The sequence below is a fragment of the Mesorhizobium sp. dw_380 genome (genome assembly GCF_018588885.1).
Classification (GTDB): Bacteria; Pseudomonadota; Alphaproteobacteria; order Rhizobiales; family Rhizobiaceae; genus Mesorhizobium.
Genome location: NZ_JAFFIW010000041.1, coordinates 20,479 through 38,295 on the forward strand (window position 1 = coordinate 20,479; position 17,817 = coordinate 38,295).

Consider the following 17,817-nt stretch of genomic DNA (forward strand, 5'->3'; position numbering starts at 1 on the left):
GGCTTGCAGGATCTGGTGATCCACGAGACTCTCTCCCCTTGGGCAAGAGCACTGGGATCTCTTAGCCGGCCGCGCCCGTCGAACGAGCGGACGGTGCCGAACCATAGACTGTGGCTCGCGCAGCACTAGGCGGGCCAGCGCGTTGGTATGAAACCGACAATTACCGCTGTGGAAAATTCGAAAAGCTTCGTGGCCTATCCATCTTTGGCCAGCAGACGAGCTTTCCGTAGGACAGGCGCGCGATCGAACCGACCAGCGGTATTATCTCGCGTATTTGCTGTTCCGCGGCGCCGCGGAAGTGCGGCGGGTCGCTTCCAAAAGCCGGCGTCCGGATTGTGCTTCCGGCGATTTTCTTTCGTACGATTTCGTACACCTTTGCGGGAAGTCGTTGTTGGACGAGTGACGGCTTCCGCGGGCGCTGTGGCGCCGGTCACATAAGACCGGGAACCGGCCTCGTCTTGCCGCTCATATGCGCGCCAAGTGTCAGGGCTTGTGGGAAATTCCGGACAGCCGCCGCTATCAATGCGGGGCCGCCGGGGCCAAGGACCATGCGGGCGATGGCTGCAGCTGCGTAGACCCGCGTCCAAAACAATCCTCGCCAAGCCGCTTGATAGCGTCTGCCGACAGCTTCGCGTCCTGCCGGGCCGCTTGGCGCGCCAGCAAGTTCCCTGGCTAGCAGCCAACCGGCCTGAAGCGCCATCGAGATGCCTTCGGCGATGATCGGATGAGACTCCCCGGCGGCATTGCCGACGCGGAAGATATCCTTTTCATAACAGGCGCGGATGCCGGGACGGATCGGGCCGGCTGCAAGCCACCGCCGGTCGAGGCGGGCTCCATCCAGAGCATCGCTCACGCCCCGGCAAGAAGCCATGAGATGCTGGAAGACCGCGTCAGCGGCCGACAGAGGGCTTTCGATGCCATCATGTCCGGAGCCATGGTTCCTGCGCAGTCGCGCGAGCATGTCGCGCCTTATACAGCACGAGATCGACAGCCGGCCATGATCGGCCAAGACCATGCCGCCATAGCCGCCGGGAAACGCCAGCAGAGGCATCAGATCGGGCGCGAGTGTCGAGCCGGTGAAGTGCGCCTTGAAGCCGAGCAGGTCCGACGGACGGCTGGTCTTTTCGAGCTGGCTTGGCAGCGGTCCAGGTTCCCAGGAACCGTGCGCGGCGACAATCACCGGCGCCCGCAAGATCGTCGTCTCGTCGCCCGAATTCTCGCCCCTCGCCTGAATGCGCACCCTATGCATGTCCCCATCCCGATAGATGGCAACGGCCCGGCAAGGCTGGAAGATTTCGGCGCCCGCCGATCGCGCCGCCTGCAAGAGGAGAGTGTCGAGAACGTCACGGCCCAGCGCCCGACCGAAGCCGTCTTTTGCAGGAGGACCATATTTTGCGTCCGGCATCGGCGCCTCGACGCAGGTCTCGTTGGAAAAGAAGCCGACGCGGCGGATTTCCGGGCCAGCATTGACGCGCCAGGCATCGCCGATCTCCAGTCGGTCGAGAAGGGCGAGATTGCTTGCCGAGATGTATTCGCCACAGACCTTGCGACGCGGGAACGTGCTCTTTTCCACGATCGCCACGGACCATCCATGCCGAGCCAGTGTCAGTGCGGCGGAAGTGCCCGCCGGGCCAGCACCGATGACGATCGCATCATGGGTCGATAGGCTGCTCACGGGTTCACCTCGAAACCGGCATTGTCGCTGGCGCCGACGAAGACATGGGAAAAAACACCGGCGCGTCGTTCCTCGAGCGGCTTGCAACCGGCCGCGAGCCAGAGACCGGACAGCTCGCTGGCGCGAAAACCGGCACGCACGCTTTGGGCCGCATCATGTCGTGTCACGTCATTGACGCCGATCGCCGGCAGAAGATGGGCGGCGGCCAGCGCCGGCATCGATCTCAGCGGTTCCGTCGCGAGGAGCAGCGGAGCCTTCGGCGCCAGCAGAGAAAACAGACGCACCAGCCTGGCGTCGTCGAAGTGATGCAGGAACAGATTGACGGTGATTGCATCGAACCCCCTGCCCCCAGCGCCTTCCGCCCAGTCGAACACGTCTGCCGTGATGCCTTCGACGGTCCACCCGAGCCTGTCGAAATCGGCGGCAAGTTCAGCTGTGAGGAGGCCGACGCGATCGAGCATCGTCAGCTCGACCTCGGGCCAATGCCTGGCGATGCGCCGCGCCACTGCCAGCATGAAGGTGCCGTCGCCCGCGCCTATCTCCAGAATGCGTCGTGGCGGCTTCGGCACGAATTTCCGCAGCAATGACGCCATGATCCGCGCCTGGAACATCAGCACGTTGACGCGGCGGAGATCTCGGCGCGAGGCGAGCGCCCGCGGATCGTCGACCGCCAATCCGTCAAGGATTTCCGGGACAAGGCGACGTTGATGCAGTTCGCTCATGATACTGTTCGAAAGAGCATGGTTTCGGCCGTCAGTCCGGGTCCGAACGACATGCCGCAACCGAGCAGGCCGGGCGGCGCCTTCAGCATCTGTTGCATCGCGAACATCACGGTGGCCGACGACATGTTTCCGTATCGGCGCAGCACCTCGCGCGACGGCTTGAGCGCGGCAGGCGCGAGTTTCAGCGCCTTTTCGACGGCGTCAAGAACCGAGCGGCCGCCGGGGTGCACGGCCCAGAGATCGATCGCTTCGGCTGGCCGACCGCCGAGGAAGGCGTCCTGGTTACTGAGCAACGCGTGGTGGATCGCCGCGGGGACCTGGCCAGAAAGAACCATGTCGAAGCCATGATCGCGAATGTCCCACCTCATCAGGTCTCGCCGCTCGTCCGCGACCGCGCAATGGAAGCTGTCGAGCTTGATGCCGGACGGCTCGGCGGTGACGAGTGCAGCCGCGCAGCCGTCCCCCCAGAGGCAGAAGGACAACAGCTTTTCCAGCTCGGTGGTTTCCATGAGATGCAAGGTGCAGAGTTCGATATTGACCAGCAGGACTCTCGATTGTGGATCGGAGCGAATGATGTGGCGAGCCAGCTTGAGGGCGTTGACCGCGGCGTAGCAGCCCATGAAGCCAATCACCGTGCGCTCGACCCTGTCCGACAGGCCGCAGCTCCGAACCAGATCCAAGTCGATGCCTGGCGCGGAAAACCCAGTGCAGGTGGTGACGATGAGATGGGTGATGCGCGACGCTTCGTTGCCAAGCTGCAATCCGTCGACGCCTTTTTGTGCCAGCACAGGAGCGGCTTCGCAAAACATCGCCATTCTCGCGGCCGTTCCGGGGAATGCGCCGCGGACAAAGGTTCCGGCACGGTCGACATACGCGCCTTCGGGGTTGAGGGCGGGCGCAAAGCAGGAATAACGGCTTTCGATGCCGGCAAGACCGGCCATGCGTTCAAAGATCCTCCTGCGATTGGCAGCAAGCATGGAAGCCGCGAACCGCAGATAGAATTGATGAACCTCATGTTCCGGAACCACTGTCGCGATCCGGTTGATATAGGCGTCAGCAGACATTTCCGGTCTCCTTGGGCGTCGCGCGCGGTGTCGCGCTGCTGCCGAAGGTCTTTGCTCAACGGGCACCAATGTTGGGCGCCAGCGCTGAGCGTTGCCTGTTTCATAAACGCTTCCGAAAACGAGTTTCGTCCCGGGCAATCGGGATTAAAGCTTGTCCGCTCCAAGCAGCTCGCAGATCCTCTAGACTTGCATCACCACGCGGCTATGGCGGGCAATAATTTTTTCCTCGTCGGTTGCAACCACACGGATTTCCACCTTGCTCTCCGGCCGACTGATGGTTTGCGCGTGGGCGTCATTGGCCGGCCCGTCGATCGCCACGCCAAGCCAGGCAAGTTTTTCGCATATAGCCTTGCGGACGGACGATGACCGCTCGCCGATGCCGGCGGTGAACACGAGGCATTCGAGACCACCCATCGTGTTTGCAAGCGCCGCTGCCTCCCTCGCCGCGCGGAACGCGAAAAGCTCCATCGCCTCGCGGGCGCGGGGGTCGTTGCTTGCTTCCAGCGTCCGCATGTCGCCCGAAATACCGGATATGCCGAGCAGGCCGGATTGCTCGTAGAGCATCGTCTGCAATCTGTCCGCCGCGATGCCTCTTTCCAGCAGCAAATACAACAGCACGCCAGGATCGATGGCGCCGCAACGCGTACCCATGACCAGGCCATCCAGGGCCGAAAAACCCATCGTCGTATCGACGCTTTTGCCCTCGCGCAGGGCGCAAAGACTGGCGCCATTGCCGAGATGGGCGATGATGGTCCGTTTCACCGCCAGAGTTGGCGACATCTCGCCAAGCCGTCCGGCGATATATTCGTAGGAGAGACCGTGAAACCCGTAGCGGCGCAAGCCTTCCCCTTCATATTTGCGCGGAAGGGCGAAGCGCCGCACGATCGGCTCGATCGTCTGGTGGAAAGCAGTGTCGAAACATCCGATCTGTGGCAGGTCAGGTTGCAAGGCGGCTATCGCGCGGACCGGCGCAAGACTGCGAGGCTGGTGCAACGGAGCGAGCGGCGTCAGCCTGTCCATGGCCTCGATGATCTCCGGGGTCAGGCGGACGGGCTCGATGAACTCGCTTCCGCCATGCACGATGCGATGGCCGGCACAGATCAGTTCTCTTCCACCAAGTTCGTGCCGCACCCAATTCAGCATCTCGCCAATGGCTGCGTCCTGCGGCTTGTCAGCGGCGAGCCGCCGATCGCACTGCACCGTTCCGTCGGCGGCTTTTGCGCGGAGCGTGGATCTGTCGCCCAGATCCAGCGTGCCGCGTGAAACGAGCTGCAGCTCCTGGGACGAGGCAAGATCGTAAAGCGCGAACTTGATGCTGGACGAACCGGCATTCAGCGCCAGGATCGACTGGCGCGTCATTGGCGAACTCCTGCCGCACTCGCGGGCCAGCTCCATTTCTGGATCTCGGGCATATCTTCGCCGTACTCGCGGACATAGGCCTTGTGCTTCGCCAGCCGGTCACGGAGTTCGCCGGCAAGACCTTCGGCCCTTTCGGCCAATCCCGGCACGCGTTCGATGGCGGCAAGCACGAGGTGGTAGCGATCGAGTTCGTTGAGCACCACCATGTCGAACGGTGTCGTCGTGGTGCCCTCCTCGCGGAAGCCATGCACATGCATGTTGTCATGGTTGGCGCGGCGATAGGTCAGGCGATGGATGAGATAGGGATAGCCGTGATAGGCGAAGATGACCGGCCGTGTTTTCGTGAACAGTGCGTCGAAGGCCTGGTCGCCGAGGCCGTGCGGATGCTCGGAGTTCGACTGCAACGTCATCAGGTCGACGACATTGACAACCCGGATTTTCAGGTCGGGGATGGCGGAGCGCAGAATGTCCGTCGCAGCCAATGTTTCCAGCGTCGGCACGTCGCCGGCGCAGGCCATGACCACCTCTGGTTCCTCGCCCTTCGAAACCGTGCCGGCCCATTCCCAGATCCCCGCGCCCGCTCTGCAATGGGCTTCGGCTTCCTCGACGGACAGCCATTGCGGCGCCGGCTGCTTGCCGGCGGTGATGACATTGATGCGATTGTAGGTCCTCAGGCAATGGTCGGTAATCCACAGCAAGGTGTTGGCATCCGGCGGGAAATAGAGCCTGACCGTATCGGCCTTCTTGTTGGCGACCAGATCGGCAAATCCTGGATCCTGGTGACTGAAGCCATTGTGGTCCTGCCGCCAGACATGAGACGTCAAGAGGTAATTGAGCGAGGCGATCGGCTTGCGCCAGGCAAGCTCGCCGGAGGTCTTCAGCCATTTGGCATGCTGATTGACCATCGAATCGACGATGTGGATGAAGGCCTCATAGCATGAAAACAGACCATGGCGGCCGGTGAGCAGATAGCCTTCGAGCCAGCCCTGGCAGAGATGCTCGCTCAGCACTTCCATGACGCGGCCGTCGCGGGAAAGATGGACGTCGTAGGGCTCGATGCCCTCCATCCAGGCGCGATCCGTGACCTCGAACACGTCGTCGAGGCGGTTGGACGATGTCTCGTCTGGTCCCATCAGGCGGAAATTCCGCGCCTCGGCATTGAGGCGGAACACCTCGCGAAGATAGCTTCCGCAAATCCGCGTCGCTTCGGCAATGACCCCTCCCGGCCGGGGCACTTCCAGCGCCAGGCTTTTCCAGTCCGGAAGCACAAGGTCGCGCTTCAGCAGCCCGCCATTCGAGTAGGGGCTCGCGCCCATGCGCTTTGATCCAGTCGGAGCCAGCGCCGCGAGTTCGGGCAGAAGGTGTCCGTTTTTGTCGAACAGATCTTCCGGCTGGTAGCTTCGCATCCAGGTCTCAAGGATCTTGCGGTGCTCGTCATTGCCGCGGGCGTTCGATACCGGAACCTGGTGCGCGCGCCAGAAACCCTCGACCTTCTTGCCGTCCACCTCCTTCGGCCCGGTCCAGCCCTTGGGGCTGCGCAGCACGATCATCGGCCATAGCGGACGCTCGCCCGGCCATTCCGGGCTCCGGGCCTGCTCTTGAATGGAACGAATTCGATCGAGCACCGTGTCGAGCGTCGCGGCCATCAATTGGTGCATGGCACGCGGCTCGTGGCCTTCGACGAAGAACGGTTCGTAGCCATAGCCGGCGAAAAGGCTCCGCAACTCCTGGTCATCCATGCGACCAAGGATCGTCGGATTGGCGATCTTGTAGCCGTTGAGATGCAGGATCGGCAGGACGGCGCCGTCCGACGCCGGGTCCAGGAACTTGTTGGAATGCCATGCCGCCGCGAGCGGACCGGTCTCCGCCTCGCCGTCGCCGACGACGCAGGCAACCACCAGATCCGGATTGTCGAAGGCCGCACCGAAAGCATGGACCAAAGCATATCCGAGTTCTCCGCCCTCATGGATGGAGCCGGGCGTCTCGGGGGCGGCGTGGCTTGGTATGCCACCGGGGAAGGAAAACTGCCTGAACAGTTTCCTCAGACCGTCTTCGCCCTGCCCGATATCGGGATAGATTTCGCTGTAAGTGCCCTCGAGCCAGGCATTGGCGACCATAGCCGGACCGCCATGGCCTGGACCGCAGATGAACAGGACATCGAGGTCGCGTTCGCGGATAACGCGGTTCAGATGCAGGTAAAGAAAATTCAGGCCTGGCGTCGTGCCCCAATGGCCAAGCAGCCGCGGCTTGACGTGTTCGGCCTTCAGCGGTTCGCGCAGCAGCGGATTGTCGAGCAGATAGATCTGGCCTACCGAGATGTAGTTCGCGGCGCGCCAGTAGCGGTGCATGAGATTGATCCGCTCGAGGCCGATCGCCTGCGGAGTCGCGGCAGCCTTGTCGTTCATGGCCCAACCTCCAGTATCGGTTCTCCGGAATCCGTCGTTGGCCATAACTGGAGCGGCTTGGCGCCCGTGCAAGTCCAATTGACCATCACATTCCAGCCGAAGTCGGCGGCGCATGGTCAAGCTTGACGCGTGTCCAATCGGGCTTGCGGGCCTGCCCAGCACAATAACGGGAACTTTGGGGCCCACAGACGGTTAGGAATGGCTACCCGGAAGTGCTTTCAGGATAGTTGGCCCAGAGGACCGGATGTCATCGAAATATCCACTCGAAGGTTTGCGGACGGGCGGCCGCCAAAGGGAGCTGAAAATGCTCGATCTTTCTCGTGCCCGCGATCGAATGGTCAAAATCCACGTCGCCCGGCGTGGTATCCGAAATCGCGAGGTTCTGCAGGCCATGCGCGAAGTCCCGCGCGAGGCTTTCGTGGCGCCAGGCTTCGAAGAGTTCGCTTATGAAGACGGACCGCTGCCGATCGCGGACGGGCAGACGATATCCCAACCTTACATCGTCGCACTCATGATCGAGATGGCGGAAGCCAAGGCCGGTGACCACGTGCTCGAAGTTGGCACGGGTTCGGGCTATGCGGCCGCCGTGATGAGCCGGATCGTCGAACAGGTCTACACGATCGAGCGTCACCCCGGTTTGGCCGAAACGGCGAAACAGCGGTTCGAAAAACTCGGCTATGATAACATCGAGGTCCGCACGGGCGACGGCACCAATGGCTGGCCGGAGGCAGCACCATTCGATGCCATCGTGGTGGCGGCCAGCGCACCGGGCGCGCCGCTGGCCCTTCAGGAACAGCTTGATGTCGGCGGCATCCTTGTCATTCCGGTCGGCGACGATCTGGATTCGCAACGTCTGCTCAAGGTGACGCGCACAGGCGCTTCGACCTACAGTGAAGAGGATTTCGGCGGCGTCCGGTTCGTCCCGCTCATCGGTGAACAGGGCTGGCCGGAAGGCGGCAAGCCCGCCGAGCTCGATCGGCCGCTCCGACATCCGCAGCCGGTCAGCCTGCCCGACATGATCGCGATGGCGGCTGAACCGCTTCCGGATTTCGACGATCAGGCCTTCGGCGAGTCGTTCGATCGCTTCGCCGACCGGCGCGTCGTCCTGCTTGGCGAGGCAAGTCATGGCACGTCGGAATTCTACAAGGCGCGAGCGGCGATCACCCGCAGGCTTGTCGAGCGGCACGGTTTCACCATCGTCGCGGTCGAGGCGGATTGGCCCGATGCCGCGGCGATCGACCGCTACGTCCGGCACCGGAAGCGGCTGGCTGGCGCCACCGCGCCATTCCAGCGATTTCCGGTCTGGATGTGGCGCAACACCGATGTCGCGGCCTTTACCGACTGGATGCGCAACCACAACGAGAAGCTCCAACCGCCCAGGCAAGCGGGATTCTACGGTCTCGATATCTACAATATGAGCGGCTCCATCGCCGCGGTTCTCGACTATCTCGACCGGGTCGACCCGCGCTCGGCAAAGATTGCGCGCGAGCGCTATGGCTGCCTGACGCCCTGGCAAAACGAGCCATCCACCTATGGGCGCGCCGTACTTACCGCCGGTTATCGGAAATGCGAGCAGGCGGTTCTTCAGCAGTGCCGTGACCTGCTTGCCAAACATCTCGAATATGCCCAATCGGATGGCGCCGATTTTCTCGACGCCAGCCAGAATGCCCGGCTGATTGCAGCCGCCGAGCGTTATTACCGGATCATGTACTATGGCGGCGCCGAGTCCTGGAACCTGCGCGACAGCCACATGTTCGAGACACTGGAACATCTGCTGGATGCCGGTGGCCCGAACTCCAAGGCCATCGTGTGGGCGCACAATTCGCATATCGGAGACGCCCGCTACACCGAGATGGGTGTCGTCAGGGACGAACTGAATATCGGCCAGCTCTGTCGGGAACGGTTTGGCAACCAGGCGGCGCTGATCGGCATGGGAACGCATTCCGGCACCGTGGCCGCGGCCACTGAATGGGACGGGGAGATGGAGGTAAAGCAGGTGCTCGCCTCTCGTGGCGACAGCTATGAGTGGCTTTGTCATGAGTGCCGCGTCCCGCGCTTTCTGCTTGACCTCGGCCGCGACGAGGCGCTGCGCGAACGGCTGCTGGAACGCCGGCTGGAACGCTTCATCGGCGTGATTTACCGGCCGGAAACCGAACTGCGCAGCCACTATGCCGACGCTTCCCTGCCCCAGCAATTCGACGCCTTCGTCTGGTTCGACAAAACCAGCGCGGTGACGCCACTCGGCCCGCAGCATGCAAGAGCCGGAGTTCCCGATACATATCCGTTCGGGCTCTGACGGTCCGGTCATACGAGGAGGCAAGTGGGCCGGAACAATTCCGCGTCATTCGGTTTTGCGACCAGATATCGTCGTTGAAGGGAGTTGTCCCATGACCGGAACCAAGCATCCAAAGTGGAAAAAACCGACCGATGCCGACCTGGCGAACAATCCAGGAATCGGCACTTCGAAGGGAATGATCAAGGAAGGTGACGAAGTTGACCTGGAAGGCGAGAACACCGGCGGGATCAATCCGAGACAGAAGATGCGGACCAACAAATAGCGTGCCGAATGCACCGGGAGACCAGCACCATCGCCATGCGTCATACGATCCATTGTTCTCCGAAGGAGTGAACCATGCCCCTCACGCTCAGCAGTGCCGCCTTTGCTGAAGGTGGTGAGATTCCTCAAAAATACACCAGGGACGGCAGGAACGTGTCACCGCCGCTGAAATGGTCGGGGGTGCCGGACGGTGCGAGGAGCCTTGTCCTGGTCGTCCAGGATCCTGATGCGCCGAGTGGAACGTTCGGTCATTGGGCGGTATTCAATATCTCCCCGGATACCCGCGAGCTTCCCGAGGCGGAAAGCAGCAAACCGGGTCCACACGCCCTCAGGCAGGCGACGAATGATTTCGGCAACGCCTATTATGACGGCCCTGAACCGCCAGTCGGGCACGGCGTCCATCACTACCATTTCCGGCTGGCCGCGCTCGACACGCCGAACCTTGCTGTCCCGGCGAGCACGGGCGTCGAGCGGATCTGGCGGGAGGCTCAAAAACACGCGCTTGAGCAAGCAGAACTCGTCGGGACATACGAACGCAATCGATAAATTGGAGTGCCGGTCAAACGAATCCCATCGCCTCACCCGTGTTGCCACGGGCGGAACGGTTCTTCTCCTTGCCGGTTGTCTGGGAAAGGAGACGTGCCATGTTTGAAAGCGTCATGTGGTTGGTCGTGGTTGCCGGGGGGCCATTGCTGCTGGTGATATTGTTGGCCTATGTCGTCGCGACACGCCGCCGCCGCGGGCCAGCCGAACGCAGGGAAAGCGACCGGGCGACCGACCGGCTATATCACCGGGACAAAGGTTGATCGCGGGTAGATAGGGGACCGTATGCCGCTGTAGCCAGGCGACGACGATCCCCCTTTACGGTCAGCGCATTATCGTTTGCTTCAACCAGGTAAAGAACCTGCCGCTGATCGTTGAGCGGACCCGGGTGGCGGCCCAGCGCGCCTTCATGGTTGAGCCGACGTGGCAATCGCAGACAATATCGTGCAGTTGCCAGTCGTTGAGCTCGAAGAAGCGCTTTGCCTCACCATAGGTGTCGTCTTTCAAACCCGACGCGCGCAGCAGCGGGTCTTCGAAGGCAACCGAAATCGCCGACCCCTCGCCACGCATCGTTGCACGTGCTTCAGGGTACACATGTTCTGTGCCTGTAAACGCGCCAAGGCAGCGCTCGGGATTGCGCTCGAGCAGTTCAGCCCAACGTTCGAGGCGCTGATTTCGTGTCATTGCCGAATATGCAGCCGAGGATTCGATCTCGGCGACGGCTTGCAGTTGGTCGAGTGTTTGATGTTTCATGGCCAGCTCCTGTTGAGACGGCGAAGTCACCCACGCCTACAAAGGAATTATCGCGCGGCGATGCTTCGACAAGAGCGGGAAGCCGGGTGAATTTGGCACGGCTGGATTCGGCCAGCGAAATCATGAACAGGCGGGCGTTTTTGCGGGTGCCTTCAACGCCCGAGCGGTGGAATGCGCGCGGTCTGCAGGGGCGGCCCAGCATCCGCAGGCAGCATCCATCGAGCCCTATTTTTTGATAATGTTTCCGTTGCGCAGGTCGAACGCGTCGGCGCCGCGAGCCTGGCGATAGAAATTATCCTGCAGTTCGCCCCATTCGCCGAGAAAGGCACCGCAATTGCTGCAATGAATTGGCGTCGACTCCTCGGCGTTGTCGGGAATGTCCATCTGGGTGGTCCCGCAAGCCTTGCAATCGAGTTTGTCGTCTAACCGGCGTTCCATCTTCCAAAGATGGCGCATTTTCGGCCAAGAGCCAATGTCTATGCGCATCGTTCTCCCAAAACCGAGATCACTTTTGGGCGACATGCATCAGGCGATCAATCGCGAATGTCAAAGAGCACGGCCAGTCCCAGTTCCCTTGCCAGCTCGATGATCTTCTTCATCAATTCGTCGTCTGTATCCTGCAAATAAGGTGCGTCCCTGCGAGCGGCCTCTACAGCCGCTTTGACCGAAACGATATCGCCGTATCGCGCGCTTTGAAGCTCCGATGCCAGAAACTCCCTAGCGGTACCGACAGGTCTTATTGCCCATCTGGCGATGCTCATGCGGTCCCTCCCCATGGTCATCCTCTGCGTCATTGTGATCTCGTCGAAGATGCAGATCAATTGATGGTCCGATTCCGTACAAAACTACTCAGCCGGTGAGGAGACGACAGCTATGTGACGTCGCTCGGGCCTTGGTTTGGGCGTCTCGAAAGTCGGCTGGGGCGAAATCGTCCGCTTTGACCGAACCTACGGAACCATCGCTCAGCATAAGGGTTTCTTCGAAACGTCCTTCAACAGGATGCAAGGAACGACCATGCGGATGTTGACCATAGTTGTCGCACTTTCCGGGGCTGTCATCACCCAGCCCATCTACGGGCAAGCCATCGGCCCACAGCTCCCCCAGATGACGCCACCGGCGGGTGAAGCTCAACCGGACGAGACGCTGCCTGATCAGGCGTCTCCTGGTCTGAATTTCACCGGTGTTGCGGTTATCGCGGTCGAGGATCTGCCTGCGGAAATCAAGGCGCAGGCGGATGCCGTGATCAATCAGACCAGCGCCGAAGATTTGCTTCGCCTGCAGAACTCCATCGATGCTTCGCCTCAGGCAACATCGGCTTTAAGGGCGAACGGGCTGAACTCCTCGCAGGTCGTCGCTGCGAACATCGACGGCGATGGCACTCTGACATTGATCATCCAGACGACAACGTGAGCGGCGCGCCGAACCATACGGATCACGCCATAAACCGACGAAACGCAATTCGCGGAGAACCGTCATGGTCGAAGCCGCCGTTCGCAACTTCACCATCAATTTCGGACCGCAGCATCCGTCGGCCCACGGCGTCCTCAGACTTGTGCTGGAACTGGACGGCGAGATCGTCGACCGCGCCGATCCGCATATCGGGCTGCTCCATCGCGGTACCGAGAAACTGATCGAGTACAAGAACTACCTGCAGGCCCTGCCCTATTTCGACCGGCTCGACTATGTCGCGCCGATGAACCAGGAGCATGCCTTCTGCCTTGCCGCCGAGAAATTGCTCGAAATATCGGTGCCCAAGCGCGGGCAGCTCATCCGCGTCCTGTTTTGCGAGATCGGCCGGCTTTTGTCGCATCTCCTCAATGTCACGACGCAGGCCATGGATATCGGCGCGCTGACACCGCCGCTCTGGGGTTTTGCCGAACGCGAGAAGCTGATGGTGTTTTACGAGCGCGCCTCGGGCGCCCGCATGCACGCGAATTATTTCAGGATCGGCGGCGTGCATCAGGATCTGCCTCCGCAGCTTCTCGACGACATCTGGGATTTCTGTGACCCGTTCCTCAAGGTCTGCGATAATCTCGAAGTGCTGCTCACAGACAACCGCATCTTCAAGCAACGCAACGTCGACATCGGCGTGATCGGTCTTGACGATGCCTGGGCTTGGGGCTTCTCCGGCGTGATGGTGCGCGGATCGGGCGCCTCCTGGGACCTGCGCAAGGCGCAGCCATACGAATGCTATCCCGAGATGGATTTCGACATTCCGGTGGGCAAGAATGGAGATTGCTACGATCGTTACCTGGTTCGCATGGAGGAAATGCGCCAATCGGTGCGGATCATGAAGCAATGCCTGGATAAGTTGCGGTCACCGGAAGGCCAGGGACCGGTGGCGATCCCGAACCGGAAGATCACGCCGCCGCGGCGCGCCACGATGAAACGGTCGATGGAAGCGACCATCCAGCATTTCAAACTTTATTCCGAAGGGCATCGTGTGCCGGCCGGAGAAGTCTACGCCGCGGTCGAGGCTCCGAAGGGGGAGTTCGGCGTCTACCTGGTTTCGAACGGCAGCAACATTCCCTACCGATGCAAGATCCGCGCGCCTTCCTTTGCGCATCTGCAGGCAATGGATTTCCTGTCCCGCGGACACATGATCGCCGATGTTGCAGCAATCATCGGATCACTGGATATCGTGTTCGGGGAGATCGATCGCTGACCGGTGCGCGGATCACGCGTCGAAATCAGTGACTTCGCCCGCGTGGCGCATCATGCGGCGAAAGCTCATCGAGATATGGGCGCGCCTTATGTGGCCGATCGATTCCCAGTCGCCGATCTCGGCGGCGGCAAGGACTTCCTCCATTTCGCGGCGGAAGGCGGTGAATTCTTCGACCAGGCCGAGCTGCGGCATCATTTTCAGGACGACCCGCGCGACCTGGAAATACAGGCGCTCGCTGATCTCGCGCAGTGGCTGGTTGCCGGTCATCGCGGTGAGTTCGTAGAAGAAATCCATATTGAGACGAAGGAAGGCGCGCTGATCGGGGTTGAGGATATCGGAATCGCAGCGCTTGATGAGCGCTCGAATCCGATCGAGATCCTCCGCCGTGCGCGGGATCGGCGAAAGCTTGCCGACGAGGAGAGCCAATTCCAGCCTCAGATGGTAGACCTGCTGCAATTCCTCGATATCGACATCCGTGACGATCGTGCCGACGCCGTGGACGGATTGAACGAGACCCTCGGATTCGAGGCGCGCCAGCACACGTCGAACCGGTGTCCGGCTGATCTCGAATTCCTGGGCCAGCTCTTCCTCGGAGAGATGGCTTCCCGGTGCATAATCGAGCAGGCAGATGCGGTCGCGCAAGATCCGATAGATACGCTCGAACCGCTCGCGCGCCGAAAGCGGCCGCGGCTGCGGGTCGGCTGCGGTCATGGACGCGGCATCTGTCTCAAGCGTCATCCAGCCTCCAGGACAGCATGCAGGAACTGCCGTGTTCGTTCGTTCTTCGGCGCTCCGAACAGTTCGCTTGGCGGCCCCTGCTCGCAGATCTTGCCTTGGTAGAAGAAGCAGACGCGATCGGAAAACTCCTTGGCGAAGCCCATCTGATGGGTGACCATCAGCATCGTCAGATCGTGCTCGCGACCGATCTGCCTTATCACCTGCAGCACTTCGCCGACAAGCTCCGGGTCGAGCGCTGACGTAACCTCGTCGAACAGCATGATCTTGGGCCGCATCGCCAGCGCCCTGGCGATGGCGACACGCTGCTGCTGGCCACCGGAAAGCTGCGACGGATAATGGTCCTTCTTCTGAGACAGTCCCACCATGTCGAGAAGCTCGGCCGCCCGCGCTTGCGCGTCCGCCCGCTTCATGCCGAGCACCGTCATCGGCGCCTCGATGCAGTTGGCCATCGCCGTCATGTGCGGGAAGAGGTTGAAGGATTGGAACACCATGCCGATCTTCGCCCTGATGCGGCGAATATGGGCAAGGTCGGCAGGCACAAGTTTGCCGTTCCTCTTCATGTGGGTCAGCGGCTCGCCTTCGACCCAGATGACGCCGTCATTGATTGTCTCCAGTGTCATCAGCATGCGCAGCACCGTCGTCTTGCCGGAGCCGGATGGACCGATGACGGAGACCTTTTCGCCGCGTGCGATTTCGAGATCGAGCCCATCGAGAACGGTCAGCGCACCATAACGTTTCGAAACGTTCTCGAAGCGGACCATCGGTTGTTCCGTCATCGCATGGTCCTCCGGTTGAGCAAGCGTTCGAGAGCGCGAATGAGCACGGCTGAAACCAGGCTCATGGCGAGGAAGAACAGGCCGACCAATGTGATCGGCTCGGTGTAGCGGAATGTCTCGGAGCCGATGATCTTGGCTGCCTGCATCAGCTCCATCACGGCGATCGCGGAAAGCAATGGCGTCTCCTTGAACAAGGCGACCAGGTAGTTGCCCAGCGCCGGAACGATCGGTGGAATGGCTTGCGGAATGATAATGTCACGAAACGTCGTCCAGGCCGACAGATTGAGCGCGATCGAGGCTTCCCACTGGCCGCGATGGATGTTGTCGAAACCGGCGCGATAGACCTCGGAGCAATAGGCGGCGTAGTGGATGCCAATGGCAAGCACCCCGGCGGTGAAGGCGTCGAGCACCAGGCCGAATTTCGGGAAAACGAAGTAGATGAAGAATATCTGGATGAGCAGCGGTGTCGACCGGATCAGCTCGACCAGCACCGAAATCGTCCAGCCGGTCCATGGCACCGCGATCCGAACGACCGCCAGCACCAGGCCGAGAGTGGCGGCAAGCACGAAGCCGATCAGCGTCGCCTCGACGGAGACGATTGCCGCATGCGCCAGCACCGGCAGGATTTCGAGGGTGAAGTTCCAGTCCCAGATCATGCCGCCCTCCCCCGCGCCAGACCGGCCGACGCGCGCCTTTCGAGCAGCCGCATGCCGATGGTGAGGACCAGCGACATCGCGAGATACATCAGCAGGACCAGCGTGAAGATCGGAATGGTCTTGAACGTATTCTGGTTCATCTGCTGCGCCTTGAAAGCAAGGTCGGAAAGCGTGATCAGCGAGACCAGCGAAGTCGATTTGAGAAGCTCGATGAACAAATTGCCCCAAGGCGGAATCATGGCGACGAAAGCCTGCGGCAGGATCACTCGCCGCAACATCTGGGCACGGCTCATGTTCAACGCCGTGCATCCCTCCCACTGGCCGCGCGCCACCGACAGGATCGCGCCGCGCACTACCTCCGATCCGTAGGCGCCGACGTTCAGGCCAAGCGCCATGACCGCCACCGGGAATGCATCGAGCGAGACACCGAATTGCGGCAGTACGAAAAACAGCCAGAACAGCTGAACCAGCGCCGAAGTGCCGCGGAAGATCTCGACATAGACCGTGGCCAGCCACCTCAGCGGCGCCGGACCATAAAGCCGGACAAGTGCTGCAAGCACACCCATGACGAGGGCGAGCAGCGCCCCGAGCACGGCGATCTCGACCGTCAACATCGCGCCCTGCAGCAGGCCCGGCATGAACAGGCTGTAGCCTGCCTGCGTCGCCAGGATGCCGATGACGGCGAGCGCTGCCGCCAGCATCGCAACAAGCGTGCGGATTCCCATCTGCGTCTCCGAAAAAGGGGCGGCGCCTTGGCCCCGCCCAGCAGTTGGGACCCTATTTGCCGGCGCAGAGTTCGGCGGTGGTCTTGTTCGGCAGGTAGTCCTTGCCGAAGCCCAGCGGTTCAACCAGGGCAATATGCTCCGGCGAACCGAGGAATTTCTTCAGCTCGGCGTTGAACGCCTCCTGCAGATCGGTGTCTTCCTTGCGGAAGCCGAAGCCGCCATGACCCTTCACCGACTTACCGGCAACTTCGCCGAATGGTTTGGTCGATTCCACGCCGTCGGCCTTCTTGGCCATGTCGGCGATCGAAAGGGCGGTCAGCGCGGCGGCGTCGGCGCGGCCCGACTGGACAGCCGCGACAAGGCTGGACTGGTCGGGCAAGGCGACGATCTGCCCCGCGGCAACGCCGGCATCCTTGGCGTAGCCGCCTTCGACAGCGCCGGCCATCACGGCGAGCTTGAGGTCCGGATTGTCCTTGATGCTGGAATAGTCCTTCACGCCCTTGGGGTTGCCCTTGGCCACCAGCATGGCCTGGCCAATGCCATAGGACGGCTCGGAAAAATTGATCTCGGCGCAACGCTTCGGGTTGATGAACATGCCGGCCGCGATGATGTCGAAGCGGCCAGCCTTGAGACCCGGGATGAGCGAGCCGAATTCGGTCAGCACGCCGTCGACCTGCGGGATGCCCATCTTGGCGAGCACCGCCTTGGCGACTTCCGGCGCCTCGCCGGTCAGCTTGCCGTCGGGCGTAGCGAAGCCGAACGGTGCCTCGTTGGCGAAGCCGACGCGGATGTAGCCGTCCTTCTTGGCCCGTTCGAGGGTGGTCTCCGCATGGGCGGGCAACGACGTCAGTGACGTGGCGGCAAGCGCAAGACAGGCCGCCGCCTTCACGACGATACGGCGCGATATCGATGATTTGAACATGCTTTTCTCCCGTTGAACTACCATGATGGTTCCCGAGCGCAGCGACCTTCTTCGAGGCTGAAACGCGCTTGACCAGACGTATACAACTGCCCTAGAGATTGTGCAAGCTAAGACGCAAAAACCTTTGAAATTTCGCTGGACACACGACGATCTGCCATCAAGTTGTGCACAATTTAGACAAATTTGTCCAACTCAATAGGACGACAGCATATCCAGAAGGCAGGGCATTCAGGTGAGGAACGCGATCCATTCCGGGG

The 17,817-nt window shown here is 61.4% G+C and carries 19 protein-coding genes; 6 read left to right on the plus strand and 13 right to left on the minus strand.

What is annotated here, in order from left to right:
- Positions 1–430: 430 nt before the first annotated feature.
- The 5 genes from JT360_RS27270 to JT360_RS27290 form a co-directional block, all read right to left on the minus strand.
- On the minus strand, positions 431–1,675 hold the full coding sequence (locus tag JT360_RS27270) for an NAD(P)/FAD-dependent oxidoreductase (protein ID WP_214475587.1): 1,245 nt from the start codon (positions 1,673–1,675) through the stop codon (positions 431–433).
- Complete coding sequence (locus JT360_RS27275) at positions 1,672–2,397, minus strand: methyltransferase domain-containing protein (protein ID WP_214475589.1); 726 nt, start codon at positions 2,395–2,397, stop codon at positions 1,672–1,674. Before JT360_RS27275 ends, JT360_RS27270 begins: the two co-directional genes overlap by 4 nt.
- Complete coding sequence (locus tag JT360_RS27280; RefSeq protein WP_352128527.1) at positions 2,394–3,527, minus strand: type III polyketide synthase; 1,134 nt, start codon at positions 3,525–3,527, stop codon at positions 2,394–2,396. Before JT360_RS27280 ends, JT360_RS27275 begins: the two co-directional genes overlap by 4 nt.
- A gap of 114 nt (positions 3,528–3,641) precedes the next feature.
- Positions 3,642–4,820 carry an acetate/propionate family kinase gene (locus JT360_RS27285; protein WP_214475591.1) on the minus strand — a complete coding sequence of 393 codons (1,179 nt, stop codon included), beginning with the start codon at positions 4,818–4,820 and terminating at the stop codon, positions 3,642–3,644.
- Positions 4,817–7,225 carry a phosphoketolase family protein gene (locus JT360_RS27290; RefSeq protein ID WP_214475592.1) on the minus strand — a complete coding sequence of 803 codons (2,409 nt, stop codon included), beginning with the start codon at positions 7,223–7,225 and terminating at the stop codon, positions 4,817–4,819. The genes JT360_RS27285 and JT360_RS27290 overlap by 4 nt, the downstream gene beginning before the upstream one ends.
- A 304-nt stretch (positions 7,226–7,529) precedes the next feature.
- On the opposite strand from JT360_RS27290, the gene JT360_RS27295 reads away from it, so the two are divergent.
- The 4 genes from JT360_RS27295 to JT360_RS27310 all read left to right on the plus strand — a co-directional run bounded on the left by JT360_RS27295 (position 7,530) and on the right by JT360_RS27310 (position 10,588).
- Positions 7,530–9,521 (plus strand): protein-L-isoaspartate(D-aspartate) O-methyltransferase, encoded by a 1,992-nt coding sequence (locus JT360_RS27295; protein ID WP_214475594.1) that lies wholly within the window; start codon positions 7,530–7,532, stop codon positions 9,519–9,521.
- A 91-nt stretch (positions 9,522–9,612) separates the two neighbouring features.
- Entirely contained in the window at positions 9,613–9,783 is a 171-nt protein-coding gene (locus tag JT360_RS27300) for a hypothetical protein (protein ID WP_214475596.1), read from the plus strand.
- Between the two features lie 74 nt (positions 9,784–9,857).
- Positions 9,858–10,328: a YbhB/YbcL family Raf kinase inhibitor-like protein gene (locus tag JT360_RS27305; protein WP_214475598.1), complete on the plus strand. Its 471-nt coding sequence runs from the start codon at positions 9,858–9,860 to the stop codon at positions 10,326–10,328.
- Between the two features lie 98 nt (positions 10,329–10,426).
- On the plus strand, positions 10,427–10,588 hold the full coding sequence (locus JT360_RS27310; RefSeq protein ID WP_214475601.1) for a hypothetical protein: 162 nt from the start codon (positions 10,427–10,429) through the stop codon (positions 10,586–10,588).
- A gap of 61 nt (positions 10,589–10,649) precedes the next feature.
- On the opposite strand, the gene JT360_RS27315 is transcribed toward JT360_RS27310, so the two are convergent.
- The 3 genes from JT360_RS27315 to JT360_RS27325 form a co-directional block, all read right to left on the minus strand.
- Positions 10,650–11,078: a hypothetical protein gene (locus JT360_RS27315; RefSeq protein WP_214475602.1), complete on the minus strand. Its 429-nt coding sequence runs from the start codon at positions 11,076–11,078 to the stop codon at positions 10,650–10,652.
- Positions 11,079–11,303: 225 nt separating this feature from the next.
- Positions 11,304–11,462 (minus strand): hypothetical protein, encoded by a 159-nt coding sequence (locus tag JT360_RS27320; RefSeq protein ID WP_214475604.1) that lies wholly within the window; start codon positions 11,460–11,462, stop codon positions 11,304–11,306.
- 149 nt (positions 11,463–11,611) lie between these two features.
- On the minus strand, positions 11,612–11,839 hold the full coding sequence (locus JT360_RS27325) for a hypothetical protein (protein WP_214475606.1): 228 nt from the start codon (positions 11,837–11,839) through the stop codon (positions 11,612–11,614).
- Between the two features lie 136 nt (positions 11,840–11,975).
- Between JT360_RS27325 and JT360_RS27330 the strand changes: the two genes are divergently transcribed.
- Positions 11,976–12,488, plus strand: coding sequence for a hypothetical protein (locus tag JT360_RS27330; protein WP_250889111.1), 513 nt, complete (start codon positions 11,976–11,978; stop codon positions 12,486–12,488).
- Positions 12,489–12,552: 64 nt separating this feature from the next.
- Positions 12,553–13,743 carry an NADH-quinone oxidoreductase subunit D gene (locus JT360_RS27335; protein ID WP_214475608.1) on the plus strand — a complete coding sequence of 397 codons (1,191 nt, stop codon included), beginning with the start codon at positions 12,553–12,555 and terminating at the stop codon, positions 13,741–13,743.
- A gap of 12 nt (positions 13,744–13,755) precedes the next feature.
- Here the strand turns inward: JT360_RS27335 and JT360_RS27340 are convergent, their stop codons facing one another.
- Genes JT360_RS27340 through ehuB form a run of 5 tightly spaced genes read right to left on the minus strand, consistent with a single transcriptional unit; the run spans position 13,756 to position 17,560 of the window.
- On the minus strand, positions 13,756–14,481 hold the full coding sequence (locus JT360_RS27340) for a GntR family transcriptional regulator (RefSeq protein ID WP_214475610.1): 726 nt from the start codon (positions 14,479–14,481) through the stop codon (positions 13,756–13,758).
- On the minus strand, positions 14,478–15,257 hold the full coding sequence (gene ehuA, locus JT360_RS27345; RefSeq protein WP_284731978.1) for an ectoine/hydroxyectoine ABC transporter ATP-binding protein EhuA: 780 nt from the start codon (positions 15,255–15,257) through the stop codon (positions 14,478–14,480). Before ehuA ends, JT360_RS27340 begins: the two co-directional genes overlap by 4 nt.
- On the minus strand, positions 15,254–15,913 hold the full coding sequence (gene ehuD / locus JT360_RS27350; protein WP_214475612.1) for an ectoine/hydroxyectoine ABC transporter permease subunit EhuD: 660 nt from the start codon (positions 15,911–15,913) through the stop codon (positions 15,254–15,256). Before ehuD ends, ehuA begins: the two co-directional genes overlap by 4 nt.
- Positions 15,910–16,638: an ectoine/hydroxyectoine ABC transporter permease subunit EhuC gene (gene ehuC / locus JT360_RS27355; protein WP_214475614.1), complete on the minus strand. Its 729-nt coding sequence runs from the start codon at positions 16,636–16,638 to the stop codon at positions 15,910–15,912. Before ehuC ends, ehuD begins: the two co-directional genes overlap by 4 nt.
- A 52-nt stretch (positions 16,639–16,690) precedes the next feature.
- Entirely contained in the window at positions 16,691–17,560 is an 870-nt protein-coding gene (gene ehuB / locus JT360_RS27360; protein ID WP_214475616.1) for an ectoine/hydroxyectoine ABC transporter substrate-binding protein EhuB, read from the minus strand.
- Between the last annotated feature and the right edge of the window lie 257 nt (positions 17,561–17,817).

Excerpts from the sequence above, each read along its gene's own strand:
- JT360_RS27325 (WP_214475606.1), bottom strand. The coding sequence starts at position 11,839 with ATGAGCATCGCCAGATGGGCAATAAGACCTGTCGGTACCGCTAGGGAG.
- JT360_RS27340 (WP_214475610.1), bottom strand. The coding sequence starts at position 14,481 with ATGACGCTTGAGACAGATGCCGCGTCCATGACCGCAGCCGACCCGCAG.
- JT360_RS27275 (WP_214475589.1), bottom strand. The coding sequence starts at position 2,397 with ATGAGCGAACTGCATCAACGTCGCCTTGTCCCGGAAATCCTTGACGGA.
- JT360_RS27305 (WP_214475598.1), top strand. The coding sequence starts at position 9,858 with ATGCCCCTCACGCTCAGCAGTGCCGCCTTTGCTGAAGGTGGTGAGATT.
- ehuB (WP_214475616.1), bottom strand. The coding sequence starts at position 17,560 with ATGTTCAAATCATCGATATCGCGCCGTATCGTCGTGAAGGCGGCGGCC.
- JT360_RS27300 (WP_214475596.1), top strand. The coding sequence starts at position 9,613 with ATGACCGGAACCAAGCATCCAAAGTGGAAAAAACCGACCGATGCCGAC.
- JT360_RS27285 (WP_214475591.1), bottom strand. The coding sequence starts at position 4,820 with ATGACGCGCCAGTCGATCCTGGCGCTGAATGCCGGTTCGTCCAGCATC.
- JT360_RS27290 (WP_214475592.1), bottom strand. The coding sequence starts at position 7,225 with ATGAACGACAAGGCTGCCGCGACTCCGCAGGCGATCGGCCTCGAGCGG.
- JT360_RS27335 (WP_214475608.1), top strand. The coding sequence starts at position 12,553 with ATGGTCGAAGCCGCCGTTCGCAACTTCACCATCAATTTCGGACCGCAG.
- JT360_RS27295 (WP_214475594.1), top strand. The coding sequence starts at position 7,530 with ATGCTCGATCTTTCTCGTGCCCGCGATCGAATGGTCAAAATCCACGTC.
- ehuC (WP_214475614.1), bottom strand. The coding sequence starts at position 16,638 with ATGGGAATCCGCACGCTTGTTGCGATGCTGGCGGCAGCGCTCGCCGTC.
- JT360_RS27320 (WP_214475604.1), bottom strand. The coding sequence starts at position 11,462 with ATGGACATTCCCGACAACGCCGAGGAGTCGACGCCAATTCATTGCAGC.
- JT360_RS27310 (WP_214475601.1), top strand. The coding sequence starts at position 10,427 with ATGTTTGAAAGCGTCATGTGGTTGGTCGTGGTTGCCGGGGGGCCATTG.
- ehuA (WP_284731978.1), bottom strand. The coding sequence starts at position 15,257 with ATGACGGAACAACCGATGGTCCGCTTCGAGAACGTTTCGAAACGTTAT.
- ehuD (WP_214475612.1), bottom strand. The coding sequence starts at position 15,913 with ATGATCTGGGACTGGAACTTCACCCTCGAAATCCTGCCGGTGCTGGCG.
- JT360_RS27315 (WP_214475602.1), bottom strand. The coding sequence starts at position 11,078 with ATGAAACATCAAACACTCGACCAACTGCAAGCCGTCGCCGAGATCGAA.